This is a genomic window from Aequorivita sublithincola DSM 14238, from assembly GCF_000265385.1.
Classification (GTDB): domain Bacteria; phylum Bacteroidota; class Bacteroidia; order Flavobacteriales; family Flavobacteriaceae; genus Aequorivita; species Aequorivita sublithincola.
Genome location: NC_018013.1, coordinates 2,110,353 through 2,123,708, shown reverse-complemented (window position 1 = coordinate 2,123,708; position 13,356 = coordinate 2,110,353). Strand labels below are relative to the sequence as shown.

Sequence of the window (13,356 nt, the reverse complement as noted above, 5' to 3'; positions counted from 1 at the left end):
ATTATCTTATAAAAACAGGCTCATGCTCCTTCTCCGTATATTCTTCACTAAAACCATAGCCATCATAATTAAACGCCTTCAAGTCATCCAAAGTTTTTACATTATTATCAATGGCAAACCGCGTCATACTACCGCGTGCTTTTTTGGCGTAAAAGGAAATTATTTTCAGTTTTCCATTTTTGAAATCTTTAAAAACTGGGGAAATTACAGGTACTTTCAACTTCTTTTCATCAATGGCGTTGAAGTACTCTACACTTGCGAGATTTAAGAATAACTCATTATTTTTCAATTCATCATTTAAAGTTTCGGTGAGTGTTTTTTTCCAAAAAGCATACAAATCCTTTTTTCGATTTATAGCGATTTTAGTTCCCATTTCAAGACGATAAGGCTGCATTAAATCTAACGGACGAAGTATTCCATACATTCCCGAAAGTATGCGCAATGAGTCTTGCAACAAATCAATTTTTCCTGAAGGAATTGTGTAAGCATCCAAGCCAGTGTAAACATCGCCAGCAAAGGCGTAAACCGCTGGGCGGGCATTTTCTGTGGTAAATGGTGTATTGAATTCTTTGTAACGCTGGTAATTGAGCTCTGCCAATTTATCGCTTATGTGCATCAACTCGCCGATGGCTTTTTTGCTTTTGCGTTCCAGTTTGTTGTTTATCATTTCGGCTTCCTCTAAAAATTTGGGTTGGGTGCCTCGTGTTGTAGGAAGTTTGGATTCAAAATCGAGTGTTTTTGCTGGGGAAACTACTATTTTCATCTATTAAGCTTTTTCTTCAAAATTAATGAAAAGAAAATAGATTCAAGGTTTAAAATTCAATATTCAAAGCTGGGTTTTAGGTATTAAATACTTATTAAAACTTTGTGCCCTCTGTGCCTTTGTGGTGATTTTTAACACAGAGACACAGAGGACACAGAGTTAATCGGATTTGAAAATAAATCTATTTCAATGTGCAGAATATTGAATTTTAAATATTATTCAATCCTTCTCCCAATCGTAGTAAAACTCAATCCCTGCGAGCCTCGAAGCGAAGTCATAATTGCTTCAAAAAGTGGTTCTGGGATTGTGGGTTTTGTGGTCCATTCAAAAATAAAATTGGCACCGCTGCCACCGTGTTCATCGGTTTCGTCTATTACAATTTCTACAGTTTCCAAAGGTTTTAGGTAGATTGGTTTTTTGAAATAATGCCGAATCAACTCTCCCTCAGTACTATAATAATCTGCTGTTGAAATATAGATTGTATCTGTTTTACTCACATTCCGAAGACTAACCATGGCGGTAAGATTGTGTGAGGTTGCCAAAGTGAGACTGTAAATATGCGAGTAAATACTTAAATAGGTAATTCCTGATTGCAGCGAATCCATTTGTGGGATATCAGCATAATGGTTCTCCCAGTGATTTGGGCTATATGAACTTATTTCTTTGGGTTCTTCACATCCCAAAAGCATTCCAAAGAGGAATAGAAATGCTGTGAGTTTGTATATTTTTAAGTGACTTCTCATGATTTTATATTCCTATAAAACTACAGCTTTTTATCGATGTTATCCTTCGTTTCCAGCAATTCGTTTTTTTGCCATTGTCTAGCATTTTGTTGGTTTGAAAGATATATTGCTTTTTCAATAGTTTTGCTTGCTTCGGTTGCGTTGCCGTTTGCCATTTTAACTTTCGCTAATACGTTATAACTATCAAAGCTATTCGGGTTTGTAGTTAGTGCTTCTTTTAAAAGCAGTTCGGCTTCTTCATACTTTTCAGCTTCCATAAGGTCTCCAGCTTGGGCGTTATTGAACAAAACATACGCATCTGTACTCAAAACCTTAAAAGCTTCAGCAACCTTCTTTCGCTCTTTATCGTTTTTTTTCAGAATATAATTTGTGTAACCCACTACGGAAGGAGTAATATTAAAAATATTCCCGTACTGCTTTTGCACTTCGGCATAATGGTTTTTTAATTCTGGGGCAGAAGAAAAATATAGTTTTTCTACAAACCAATTTTTAAAAATATCAGTCAATGCCCATTTATAAGTAACGAGTCCCACGGAGTTATGGGTTTCATTGGGAAATTCTTGATACTTTACATTTTTCTCCATAATGCTCTTGGGAATTTTCTTCACAAATTCTGAAACGCCCATTCCCTTTTCATTGGCCAGCGAAATATACAAGCTTGCTGTGGTGCTTTCGGTTTTACCCCAAGTGTTTTTAAGCACATCTTCCATTGCATTTTTTCCCCACCAAAGCGCCGGACTGATTGCTATATAATTATTGAAGAGGTCAGGATGATTAATTGCTGTATTTACAACAAATATTCCACCCACAGAATGGCCGCCCAAGATTTTGTAATCAGAGGCTTTGTAGTTTTTGTTTACATAGGGAATCAATTCCTTTTCAATGAAATTTACTACTTCTTTAGCATTGCCGCTATCTTCCACGCCATCTATATTGGGTTTACAGTTTTTACGGTATTCATTTGTTCCTTTTCCTGAAATTGCGACTAGAATCATTTCGGGAATAATTTCACTAATTGCACCCTGTAACTCTAAAAAGCCAGCAACATATTGAAAGTTGTAATCGCCATCCAAAATATAGAGCATGGGATACTTTTGGCTTACCGAAGTATTATAGGACGGTGGCAGATACACAGAAAATTCCCTGTCTTGCTGCAAGATTTCAGAATATACTTTATCACGTTTTCCGATGGAAATATCTTGGGCAAAAAAAGTTGCCGAGTAAAACAATAGCAGAAGCAATAGTAATTTTTGATTTTTCATAACTATCTAATTATATGATTACCACGAATATAATTTAACTTTAAATTTATGCAGACGAAAACTCTCTGATTTTTAAAGCCTTATACACTTTCTTGATTCCTTTTTTAGATTCTGAAAGCACGATTAACACATCATCCTCCTTAATTGCAGTACTGCCATTTGGTGTTATGTATTTTTCATCTCTTTTAATCATTGCTATAATCGCAGTTTTAGGAAATTCAATATCCACAATTTTTTTACCTACAACTTTATTTCCGTTTGCAATACCTATCTCCCGCATTTCAGTTTTGGGATGTTCCTCAAGAAATTTTTCTGAAGGAGTCAATATTTTTTCTTCGCTGGGAATGCTCACTTTTAACCATTTAGCAACTACTGAAAGGGTAGTTCCTTGAATCAAAATAGAGGTTAGGGAAATGAAAAACACGATATTAAAAATCATATTCGCCTTATCAATACCTGCTAACAATGGATATGTTGCAAATACAATAGGCACTGCTCCTCGTAAACCAACCCACGAAATATAAAATCGTCTGCGCAATTTCATTTTAAAGGGAATAAGACTAATAAAAACAGCCGCAGGACGTGCCACCAATATTAAAAACAAGGATATAATTAGTCCGATGCCAATCACAGGAACAATCTGCGAAGGAAAAACCAAAAGCCCCAAGGTTAAGAAAAGTACAATCTGCATCAACCAAGCCAAACCATCATACATTTTAAGTATGGTTTTTTTGTGTATCAAGTATTGATTTCCTAGATAGAGCGCACAAATGTAGATAGCAAGAAAACCATTCCCTCCCACAAAATCGGTCACGGAAAAGGTAATAAACATTAAAGCTATTACAAGCACTGGGTATAAACCTTCAAAATCTAATTTAATTCTGTTGATGATAATCTTGCTTAATTTCCCAAAACCAAAACCGGCAATGGTACCGAGAATCATTTGCTGAAAAAATAACGGAATCATGGATGCTAAGCCTTTGTCTTGATTAATTACTAACCCTAAAAAAGCAATGGTTAGCACATAAGCCATTGGGTCATTACTACCGCTTTCCATCTCTAACGTGGGACGTAAATTGGCACGGAGCGCAAGGTTTTTTGAACGTAATATGGAAAATACTGCAGCAGCATCTGTAGATGATACTATACTGCCAAGGAGCAAACTTTCATAAATGGTAAAGTCGGTAACGTAATAAACAAAAGTTCCCAAACCCACAGCCGTTAATAAAACGCCAAGGGTAGAAAGTGCGAGACCTTCTTTCATTATAGGTTTTACCGCTTTCCAATCTGTATCGAGCCCACCAGAAAAAAGAATAAAATTTAATGATATTATACCTATTAATTGCGCAATTTGAGGATCGTCGAAGCTAATTCCGCCAATACCATCTTCACCAGCAAGCATTCCAATCCCCAAGAAAAGCACTAAGGTGGGAACGCCAAATTTATATGAAGTTTTACCCGCTATAATACTTATAAAAAGTAAGAGCGAGCCAATAAGCAGAATGTTTTCAATGGTTAGATCCAATAACTTTCAGTTTATAATTGCATTTCCGAAAAATACAAATTTAAATTTTTTAAAATAACCACAATCAATTTTTTAAAGTCAACAAAAAAATATCAGTTTAAAATTTGAGCTCCATATTCACAAATAACTCTAATTTTGTATACAATGACAAATAGCAAAATAGAACTTCGCACCGTAAACGTTACGCGTTACATAACTCCACTCCGAGAAGGCGGCTCATTACCAGCATTGGCTGAAGCGAACGACGATTTTAAATACGTTTTAAAATTTCGAGGTGCTGGTCACGGTGTTAAAGCTTTGATTGCCGAATTATTAGGCGGCGAAATTGCACGTATTTTAGGATTAAAGGTACCCGAACTAGTTTTTGCAAACTTAGACGAAGCCTTTGGTCGTAGTGAAGGTGATGAAGAAATTCAGGATTTATTAAAAGGTAGCCAGGGTTTAAACTTGGCGTTACATTTTCTTTCGGGAGCTCTTACCTTCGACCCAATTGTTACACAAGTAGAAGAAAGATTAGCTTCAAAAATTATTTGGCTAGACGCATTTATAACAAATATAGACCGAACAGTAAAAAACACCAATATGCTTATTTGGCATAAAGAACTGTGGTTAATAGATCACGGAGCCACGTTCTATTTTCACCATTCTTGGGGCGATTGGAAAAAAGCGGCAGTAAGTCCGTTTCCATATAGTAAAGACCACGTTCTGTTACCACAAGCGGCTTTTGTTGAAGAAATAAACAGTGAAATGGTCGCGCTACTTTCAGACGAAAAATTAAGCGAAATAACCAATCTTATTCCAACCGATTGGTTGCAATGGGAAGGTTCAGAAATGAATGTAGCAGAAATCAGGGAAGTGTATTTTCAATTTTTAGTGCTTAGAAGAAACAATTCAAACAACTTTGTAAAACAAATTCAGGATGCCCGGAAAACACTTGTATGAATATGCGGTAATACGTTTGGTTCCGCGTGTTGAACGTGAGGAATTCCTAAATGTTGGAATAATTATTTTCAGCAAAGACGCCAAATATCTGAATTGTAAATACCGCATTGACACCGATAAACTAAACCTTTTTTCCTGCGAATTGGAAGTTGATGAGCTAGAAAACAATTTAAAGGCTTTTGAAAAAATTTGTTCGGGTTCCAAAGATGGTGGTCCTGTGGCATCATGGGAAATTCCCGACAGATTCCGATGGCTTACGGCGCAACGCAGTTCTTCCCTTCAAACTTCACGCCCACATAATGGATTTAGCGATGATCTTGAAGCTACTTTGGAAAGGCTTTTTGGGGAATTGGTGCTTTGAAAAAAAAGTTTAAAAGTTGAATAGTTTAAAAGTTTAGAAGCCTGCCCGCCGTAAAAGGGTTTATAAGTTTAAAGGTTGACACCCAAATAGATTTAGTCGACGCTACTGAAAACTGAGACTGAGACTGAATCCTGCAACTACAAAACCTTCGCAGCCAAATATTTCTGCACTTCGTAAATATCTATGCTTTTATTGAATTTTTTGCTCACCGTGGGTAAGTCTTCACTGGAAATCCAGATTTTTAACTCTGCATCTAAATCAAAAGTACCGGCGGTTTCCAACGAAAATCTCGAAATGTGCTTGTAAGGCAAACATTTGTACTCGGCTTTACTTCCCGTTATTCCTTGTACGTCAATTAAAATTAAGCGTTTGTTTGTAAACATAAACACATCGCGAAAAAGTTTGAAACCAAGTTCCACTTCTTCCCCACTAATCAATAGCCGACCGTATTTCTCGTTTAATTTTTCCGAAGAAACCTCACTTGCGTTTCCTAATATTTTATTGAATAGACTCATTTTTAAGTTTGTTTGAAAGTTTAGAGGTTACTATAAGTTATTTATTAATACAGTAACTAATCCCAAAAATATGTGCAATCTTTTTAAAAAACCAAAAATTCCCAAATCTTTCCCATGTTAATTTCTACTTTTAAGCGATGAAAATTTTGTTAATTGAAGACGAAAAAGAGCTGCGTGATACGCTTGTTGCATCGCTTCTAAAAGAATTTTATGTAGTGGAAACTGCGGAAAATTTCAGCGATGCAGTGGAAAAAATTGCAATTTACGATTACGATTGTATCTTGCTAGACGTTATGCTTCCTAATGGTAACGGTTTAGAAATCCTTTCAGAATTAAAAGCAATTGGCAAATCTGAAAATGTTATAATCATTTCTGCCAAAGACTCTTTAGATGATAAACTTAAAGGATTGGAACTGGGTGCCGATGATTATTTAACCAAGCCTTTTCACATCGCCGAATTAAACGCACGCATTAAGGCTGTACTGCGCAGAAAAAGCTTGAATGGAAAAAACACCATTGAAATAGGAAACCTAATTTTTGATATTGACGAGCGAACACTTTTTGTAAACCAACAGCCCATCCATCTTAACAGAAAGGAGTTTGATATACTAAACTATTTCCTACTCAATAAAAACCGTCTTATTACAAAAACAGCTCTGGCAGAATACGTTTGGGGCGATCAGATAGACCAAGCAGATAATTTCGATTTTATCTATTATCAAATAAAAAATTTGAGAAAAAAATTACAGGAATCCTCGACAGACGTGAGCATTGAGTCCGTTTATGGTGTAGGTTATAAATTGATTGAACAATGAAACTTTTAAACCGCTCCCTTATCTATCTTTCTCTGGCCTTTCTTTTTATAATTGGAATTTGGGCGGTTATCTTCTATTTCAACCTAAAAGATGAAATTCGGGATAGTATTGATGATGGGCTGCAAAACAACAAGTTGCTGCTTATCCAAAAAGTGCGGACAGATTCTACCTTACTTCTTCAAAGACAATTTGGAGGTAATAATTTTGAAATACACCCTATTTCTAAAAAAGAAGCACTGTCCCAACGAGATGTTTATAAAGATACTTTAATGTATCGCGCCAATGAAGACGATTTAGAGCCGGTGCGTATTTTGCATTCTGCATTTCAGTATCAAAACAATTATTATAGGCTTAAGGTAATCTCTTCTTTGGTTGAGGAGGACGATCTAATTGAAGACTCTTTTTGGAGCGTTGTTTGGCTTTTCCTCATCTTGGTGGGAAGCACAATTATTATAAATAACGTAATTCTACGTAAAGTGTGGAACCCCTTTTATGATATTTTGAATAGGTTGAAAAATTATAGAGTAGATAAAGAGGAAACAAGCATAAACATTCCCACAAAAACAGCTGAATTTGTTGAACTGCAAAAAGCCTCCAATGCGCTTATAAGTCACTCTCGCGAGGCCTATAAATCGCAAAAGCAGTTTACTGAAAATGCTTCGCACGAACTGCAAACTCCGTTGGCTATAATTGCCAATAAACTGGAACTTTTGCTGGAGTCTGAAAACTTAAAGGATGCAGATGCAAACACCATAGCCGAAGTAATAAATATGGTTGAACGTTTAACGCAACTAAACAAATCCTAACTACTGTTGGCGAAGATTGAAAACAAGCAGTTTCTGGGTCAATCCCTTATTTCTATTAATGAATTGGGTAAAGAGAGCTGGGCCAATTTTGAAGATTTTGCAGAATATAAACAGATAAAAATCGCTATTGAAGAAGAAGAAAGTCTGCAAGTAATAATGGATACTTCTTTGGCGTCAATACTTATTTCAAATTTAATAAAGAACGCTGTTTTTCACAATATTGAAAGCGGTAAAATTAATATATCATATACGAAACACGAATTTTCGATCTGCAATTCAGGAAATAACGCGTCACTTCTGCAAGAAAATATTTTTACCCGTTTTCAAAAAAACGCGACCAAAACCCAAAGTACCGGATTGGGATTGGCAGTATGTAAAGCTATTTGCGATTTCTATGAATTGCCCATCATGTATCACTTTAAAGATAACAGTCACTGTTTTACGGTAAATTTCAAAAATATTCTTCCGCAGAAATAGATTCCAAATTCCTTCCAGAATTGGCTGCTACATTTGTTTTATAATTTAAAAAAAAACAGATGAAAACAGTAACATTTTTAGTGGCAGTACTTTTGGGAACTGCCTCACTTTTCGCACAGGATATGGCAGAAAGCCAAGTTCCATCAGTTGTACTAAACACTTTTAAAAAGGACTTTCCAAAAGCTAGCGATGTGGAATGGGAACGCCATGGCGAACAGTATAACGTAGAATTTGAAATTGGTTGGTTTAACGATTACGAAGCTTGGTTTGATCAATCCGGAAAGATGATTAAATATTCCGAAGAAATTTCTGAAAGTGATATTCCACAGGCTATAAAAGAAACAATTAAAACACAGTTTGTCGATTATTCCATTGACGATGCCAAAAAATTTACCGAAAATAAAACGGAAAGCTTTTGGGTTGAAATTGAAAAAGGAAATGATGAAAGACATCTTCACTTTTCTGCAGACGGACAGTTAATCCAAAACAAATAAAATCTTAAATTATGAAAAATCTTGCATTAGTACTTTGCGTACTTTCACTAACATTTGCGTCTTGCAGTAAAGACGATGATAATGATACAACGGTTAATTTATCTGAGGCCGAAATTCCGGCGGAGATAAAAAATTACGTATCAACAAATTTTGCTTCAAACACGATAGACCGCGTAGTGAAAGAAACAGATAATAAAGAAATAAGCTACGATGTGTTTTTAAGTGAACGTATTATTCTGGAATTTAACAACAACTTTGAGATTACAGATATTGACGACGACTCACAACTTCCTAATTCAGTTATTCCGCAACCTATATTAGATTATGTTGCACAAAACTATCCAAACAATTTTATTACCGATTGGGAATTGGAAACAAACTATCAAGAAGTAGAATTGAATAATGACCTAGAACTTGAATTTACTTTAGATGGTGTTTTTATAAGAGTAGATACCGATAATGACGATGATGATGAAACTGAAGTAATACTTACTGAAGGTGAAATACCTACTGAGATTAAAACATATATCACAACGCATTTTGGCGGTAATTCTATTTTGAGAGCAATCAAGGAAACAGAAAACAATGTAATTTCCTATGAACTATTTTTAACCGGAAATTTTGAATTAACCTTTAACCAAGCCTTTGCAATAATTGAAATTGATGGAGAATACCAACTGCCAGATTCAGTTATTCCTCAATCTATCTTAGATTATGTAGCGCAAAACTATCCTAACAATTATATCACGGATTGGGAATTTGAAGACGAATTCCAACAAGTGGAATTAAATAATGACACCGAATTAGAATTCACTCTAGATGGAGTTTTTATAAGAGTTGATAACGATTAGCAAAATCCTTCAATAACCCAGTAAAAAATAGCGGCTTTGGTAAAAACCTTAAGCCGCTATTCATTTTTTATTGAAATTGAAAGTTATTCCGAAAAATACTTAACCTCCCCCTGATACGTTATTGTTCCGCGGTCATTACTACTTATGGAAAGAGTGGCATAACCAGAGGTGTTTACTGACAAGGATATTTCATAAGTATCGTTTTCGCCATAAACAGTCGTATTTACAAGGTATTCGTTTTTCTTATCAACTGTAAAATCTTCAGGTTTTCCTTTAAAGCGCATTCCTTTATCACGTCCCATCGTCATTCCGCTATAAGCTCTTCCATAATATGGAAGATTGCTAACAATTTTTTCTGGAGAAAAAGTTACGGAATATCCACTTCCTGCTATACTTTTAGGGGTTTCACTGATAGCATATGCAGTAGTAGCAATAAACTCAAAAGTCTGAGAATTTAGTAGGCTTTCAATAGCATTGCTGTTTTCATTTTCAAGTGCAGGTTTTTCTTTTAAATTTTTCTTTTGTGCCGAAACAGTTCCGAGTGCTAAACCAAAAATTGCAGCGAATATAAAGCTTGGAGTTTTCATAATTCTTTCTTTTTTAACGAATGAAATTTAACAAGTTCTATGCCGAAAAGTCATTGTTCCTCCATTTAACCACAGAGAGCATAAAGGTTTGACGCAGAGGTCGCAAAGGAATATTTATCCGTGTGCGCAGTTTATCCGATTGCACTCGATAAATCGCGAGTCTACTGATTATTGGCTACTGCGACTGTGTATTGCGACTTTTTCACTGTTTCCAGTTCTGCAATTCTTTCATATAAAGGTAAGATTCAACAAAATCAACCTGTTCCTGCCCTGCCATTTTTTTCAACAAGTTTAATGCAGAAACGTAGCTGATAAGATTTCCGTTAGATGAAATAAACTTTCCATCTTCCATATATCTCACAACTTTATCATCTTGAACTTTTAAGTTTGGATAGTCTTTTTGAAGCTGTTCGCCACCGCCGATCCAAGTCACGATCTTTTTGCCATCAGCAATTCCACTTGCACCGATAAGTTGTGCACCGGCGCAATTGCTTACTGTATATTTTGTGTTTTTGTTTTGCTCTTTTATGAAATCTACAATTTTTGGATTGTGAACTTGGGTGTACATATCATAAGCGCTTGGCACAAAAAGAACATCGAGTTTTGGGCAGTTTTCAAAAGTATAATCTGGTGTAATTTTTAGACCTTCTTCGCTTATGATCGGATCAGCGGTTTCAGCAATTGTGATTACGTTGAAAAGCTGTTTTCCTGCTTCGGTATGTTTTGTAAAAACGTCTGCCGTCGCAGTAACTTCGGTTGTTAAAACACCGTTGTACATTAACAAACCGATAATTGGCAAACTGTCGTTTATTGGTTTTAAGGCATCTTGCTCCATTTGAGCAACAACTTCTGGATCTGCTGGGCTAGGTTCTGGACCTGTAGATTTATCGGTGTTGGAAATACATCCTACAAGAAGAAGTGAAAGGACGATAAATAAAATGCTTAATTTTTTCATGATATTTATAAAGATTGTTTTGTTTTTTTAGTAATTCAAAATTACGAGAATACAGCGGAAACCTCTCATAAGCAACCGTTAAAAACATAAATTCATAAACTTGAATTTAAGCTTTCAAATCAATCTCCTTCAAATTCTCAATTCTATTGCGAAGTAGGAAATCGTCGATGCTTTCAAAATGCTCAATCACACGCTTATCCTTGAATTCAAAAACTTTTTCTGAAAGACCTTGTAAGAAATCTCTATCGTGGGAAACTAAAATCAACGTACCATCAAACTGAAGAAGTGCTTCTTTCAAAACATCTTTCGATTTTAAATCTAAGTGGTTCGTTGGTTCATCGAGAATTAATACGTTTACGGGTTCCAGCAATAATTTTACCATTGCCAAACGTGTTTTTTCACCTCCAGAAAGCAAACCTACTTTTTTATCAATAGCATCTCCGCTAAACATGAAACGGCCTAAAACATTTTTTATCTGCGTCCGGATATCGCCTTTTGCAACCTCATCTACAGTTTGGAAAACGGTAAGTTCTTTGTCTAAAAGTGCGGCTTGGTTTTGGGCAAAATAACCCACTTTAGCATTGTGGCCCAAAGCGCAAGTTCCTTCAAAATCTATTTCGCCCATAATGGCTTTAATCATTGTAGATTTTCCTTCGCCATTTCTTCCCACAAAACTTACTTTTTGACCACGGGAAATACTCATGTTTGCATCATTGAAAACCACGAGGTCACCATACTTTTTGGTAAGTCCTTCCGCAACCACAGGATAATCGCCACTGCGTTGTGCTGGAGGAAAACGCAATGCTAATGCTGAAGTATCTATTTCATCAATTTCAATAATCTGAAGCTTTTCAAGCATCTTCTCGCGGGAATTCACTTGATTGGTTTTGGAATAGGTTCCTTTAAAACGATCAATAAACTGTTGGGTTTCGGCTATGAATTTTTGCTGCTCTTCATAAGCTTTTATTTGGTGCGATCGTCTATCAGCTCGTAGCTGCAAATAGTGGCTGTAATTAGCTTTGTAATCGTAAATGCGCCCCATTGTTACCTCAATGGTTCGGTTTGTAATATTGTCTATAAAAGTTCTGTCATGCGAAATAACGATTACTGCTTTAGCTTTATTCAGCAAGAAATCTTCCAACCAAATCACGGATTCAATATCTACGTGGTTTGTAGGTTCATCGAGCAAAATCAAATCTGGTTTTTGAAGTAATAATTTTGCCAATTCAATCCGCATACGCCATCCGCCACTAAATTCTGAAGTTTGGCGGTGCAAATCGCTTCTTTTAAAACCTAGACCGCGCAAGGCCTTTTCTACTTCGGCTTCATAGTTTATTTCTTCTAGAGCGTAATATTTTTCACCAACCTCTGCAACTTTGGTGATGATGTTCATATATGCATCACTTTCATAATCGGTGCGGGTTTCCAGCTCTTTGTTTAGGCGATCCATTTCGTCCCGCATTTCAAAAATCTGCTTGAAGGCTTTGGAAGCTTCTTCAAAAACTGTTGCGGTATCATCTGTCAACAAATGTTGCGGCAAGTAAGCAATCACGGCGTCTTTGGGCGCACGTACATTACCGCGAGTTGGGGTTTGTTCACCAGCGATAATTTTCATCATCGTACTTTTTCCTGCGCCGTTTTTCCCCATTAGGGCAATTTTGTCATTTTCGTTTACTACGAAGTTAACATCACTAAAAAGTGTATCGCCACTAAATTCTACTGCCAGATTATCTATTGAAATCATATCAAATTTTTAAGGCTGCAAAACTATTAAAAAGAAGTGGATTGGCACGAATTGATTCATTAAACTAATCAAGGGGTTTTTGAGGTCTTTATATTTGCTTTTCAAGTTATAATTGGATATGTTTGTTCAGAAATCAAAAAACGTCCGATATGCTTGATTTTTATTTATTTAGCAAGAGCATTTGTATCCCAATCGAGTTGCGGAAATCTTTGGTTTCATTCTTTAAATTGAAGATCATCTTCCCGAATTAAGGCGCACCCGCGAGTGTGCCATAATAGTTTCCTTTTTTAAAATCACATCTATCTTAAAACGCCTTTTTTTGGTGTTTTATACTCGCTTGAGCGGTTTATTTTGAAAGGAAACTAGGATGTTAGTTTTAAATTTTAAAGAAATCTATCATGTCTAAAAGAAATTTAAGAGCTTCTTCAAAAGATGCAAACGCACTGAAGCAGGAAAAAATATTAAAAAAACTGGAAGAAAAAAAGATGAAAAAACGCAAGTCGCGTGTATAATTTT

The 13,356-nt window shown here is 35.8% G+C and carries 15 protein-coding genes; 7 read left to right on the top strand and 8 right to left on the bottom strand.

Features of this window, described 5'->3' with window-relative positions:
- Nucleotide 1: 1 nt before the first annotated feature.
- From yaaA to AEQSU_RS09770, 4 genes are all read right to left on the bottom strand, one after another.
- Nucleotides 2–763 carry a peroxide stress protein YaaA gene (gene yaaA / locus AEQSU_RS09785; protein ID WP_014782703.1) on the bottom strand — a complete coding sequence of 254 codons (762 nt, stop codon included), beginning with the start codon at nt 761–763 and terminating at the stop codon, nt 2–4.
- Nucleotides 764–978: 215 nt separating this feature from the next.
- The gene (locus tag AEQSU_RS09780; protein WP_014782702.1) at nt 979–1,506 is read right to left on the bottom strand and encodes a DUF3124 domain-containing protein; all 528 of its coding nucleotides are present in this window, start codon (nt 1,504–1,506) and stop codon (nt 979–981) included.
- 20 nt (nt 1,507–1,526) lie between these two features.
- Complete coding sequence (locus AEQSU_RS09775) at nt 1,527–2,768, bottom strand: alpha/beta hydrolase-fold protein (RefSeq protein WP_014782701.1); 1,242 nt, start codon at nt 2,766–2,768, stop codon at nt 1,527–1,529.
- Between the two features lie 46 nt (nt 2,769–2,814).
- Nucleotides 2,815–4,293: a potassium/proton antiporter gene (locus AEQSU_RS09770; RefSeq protein WP_014782700.1), complete on the bottom strand. Its 1,479-nt coding sequence runs from the start codon at nt 4,291–4,293 to the stop codon at nt 2,815–2,817.
- Between the two features lie 144 nt (nt 4,294–4,437).
- Here AEQSU_RS09770 and AEQSU_RS09765 point away from each other — a divergent pair, with 144 nt between their 5' ends.
- Nucleotides 4,438–5,235 (top strand): HipA family kinase, encoded by a 798-nt coding sequence (locus tag AEQSU_RS09765; protein ID WP_014782699.1) that lies wholly within the window; start codon nt 4,438–4,440, stop codon nt 5,233–5,235.
- Nucleotides 5,213–5,596, top strand: coding sequence for a DUF3037 domain-containing protein (locus tag AEQSU_RS09760; RefSeq protein ID WP_014782698.1), 384 nt, complete (start codon nt 5,213–5,215; stop codon nt 5,594–5,596). Before AEQSU_RS09765 ends, AEQSU_RS09760 begins: the two co-directional genes overlap by 23 nt.
- A 137-nt stretch (nt 5,597–5,733) precedes the next feature.
- On the opposite strand, the gene AEQSU_RS09755 is transcribed toward AEQSU_RS09760, so the two are convergent.
- Complete coding sequence (locus AEQSU_RS09755) at nt 5,734–6,111, bottom strand: PH domain-containing protein (protein ID WP_014782697.1); 378 nt, start codon at nt 6,109–6,111, stop codon at nt 5,734–5,736.
- Nucleotides 6,112–6,248: 137 nt separating this feature from the next.
- Here AEQSU_RS09755 and AEQSU_RS09750 point away from each other — a divergent pair, with 137 nt between their 5' ends.
- From AEQSU_RS09750 to AEQSU_RS09735, 5 genes are read left to right on the top strand one after another with little or no spacing between them, the layout of a single operon-like run.
- Nucleotides 6,249–6,926 carry a response regulator transcription factor gene (locus AEQSU_RS09750; protein ID WP_014782696.1) on the top strand — a complete coding sequence of 226 codons (678 nt, stop codon included), beginning with the start codon at nt 6,249–6,251 and terminating at the stop codon, nt 6,924–6,926.
- A complete protein-coding gene (locus tag AEQSU_RS16840; protein WP_211206515.1) occupies nt 6,923–7,732 on the top strand; it encodes a histidine kinase dimerization/phospho-acceptor domain-containing protein in 810 nt (269 codons plus the stop codon). Before AEQSU_RS09750 ends, AEQSU_RS16840 begins: the two co-directional genes overlap by 4 nt.
- A 6-nt stretch (nt 7,733–7,738) precedes the next feature.
- Nucleotides 7,739–8,209, top strand: coding sequence for a sensor histidine kinase (locus AEQSU_RS16835; protein ID WP_211206514.1), 471 nt, complete (start codon nt 7,739–7,741; stop codon nt 8,207–8,209).
- Between the two features lie 59 nt (nt 8,210–8,268).
- Complete coding sequence (locus tag AEQSU_RS09740) at nt 8,269–8,703, top strand: PepSY-like domain-containing protein (RefSeq protein ID WP_014782695.1); 435 nt, start codon at nt 8,269–8,271, stop codon at nt 8,701–8,703.
- Nucleotides 8,704–8,714: 11 nt separating this feature from the next.
- The gene (locus AEQSU_RS09735) at nt 8,715–9,554 is read left to right on the top strand and encodes a PepSY-like domain-containing protein (RefSeq protein WP_014782694.1); all 840 of its coding nucleotides are present in this window, start codon (nt 8,715–8,717) and stop codon (nt 9,552–9,554) included.
- Nucleotides 9,555–9,637: 83 nt separating this feature from the next.
- On the opposite strand, the gene AEQSU_RS09730 is transcribed toward AEQSU_RS09735, so the two are convergent.
- The 3 genes from AEQSU_RS09730 to AEQSU_RS09720 form a co-directional block, all read right to left on the bottom strand.
- Nucleotides 9,638–10,141, bottom strand: a complete 504-nt coding sequence (locus tag AEQSU_RS09730; protein ID WP_014782693.1) for a DUF4251 domain-containing protein — start codon at nt 10,139–10,141, stop codon at nt 9,638–9,640.
- 202 nt (nt 10,142–10,343) lie between these two features.
- Nucleotides 10,344–11,096: a DJ-1/PfpI family protein gene (locus AEQSU_RS09725; protein WP_014782692.1), complete on the bottom strand. Its 753-nt coding sequence runs from the start codon at nt 11,094–11,096 to the stop codon at nt 10,344–10,346.
- Between the two features lie 106 nt (nt 11,097–11,202).
- Nucleotides 11,203–12,840: an ABC-F family ATP-binding cassette domain-containing protein gene (locus AEQSU_RS09720; RefSeq protein ID WP_014782691.1), complete on the bottom strand. Its 1,638-nt coding sequence runs from the start codon at nt 12,838–12,840 to the stop codon at nt 11,203–11,205.
- Between the last annotated feature and the right edge of the window lie 516 nt (nt 12,841–13,356).